Annotated in this window: 1 pseudogene; it reads left to right on the top strand. The window is 67.4% G+C overall.

Annotated features, from left to right (window positions below):
- Window positions 1-512 (top strand): annotated as a pseudogene (locus DVK06_RS17240) (GHMP kinase); the annotation flags it as partial.

Genomic DNA, 512 nt, shown 5'->3' with positions numbered 1-512 from the left:
CGGTGTCGCCACGTTCGAAGATGGGGGAGCCGTCGTCGACGCCGGTCACCCGACAGCCCGATTTACCACTGACCGACCCGAAGACGACTCGTGGACAGTTCCGGCCGCCGCAGCCCGACATCCGGTCCCAGAGCAGTGGCCCTTTCTTTTGGTCGTCCCCGATGCGGACCCCGGCCGAAACGGCGCGGCAGAAGAGTCGAGTATGCGCTCGGTCGTCGAACGTGCCGACCCGCGGACGAGCGACCGAATCGCTGGTATCGTCACCCGGCGGCTCCTTCCGGCGCTCGCGGAGGGGTCCGCCGAGCGCTTCGGCGAGGCAATGGAGTCGGTTGGCCGACTCAACGGCACGTGGTACGCGGACGAACAGGGCGGTGTCTACCGGCCACCGGTTGGTGCGCTCGTCTCGGTACTCTCGGAATCACCGGCCGTCTACGGTGCCGGGCAGTCGTCGTGGGGTCCTACAGTCTACGGCGTAACCGACGCCGAACACGTTGACGAAGCGGTCGAAGCAG

The sequence above is a fragment of the Halorubrum sp. Atlit-28R genome, from assembly GCF_003665955.1.
Taxonomy (GTDB): Archaea; Halobacteriota; Halobacteria; order Halobacteriales; family Haloferacaceae; genus Halorubrum; species Halorubrum tropicale.
Note: the sequence above shows the minus strand (reverse complement) of the source record. Positions and strands in the feature narration are given on the sequence as shown.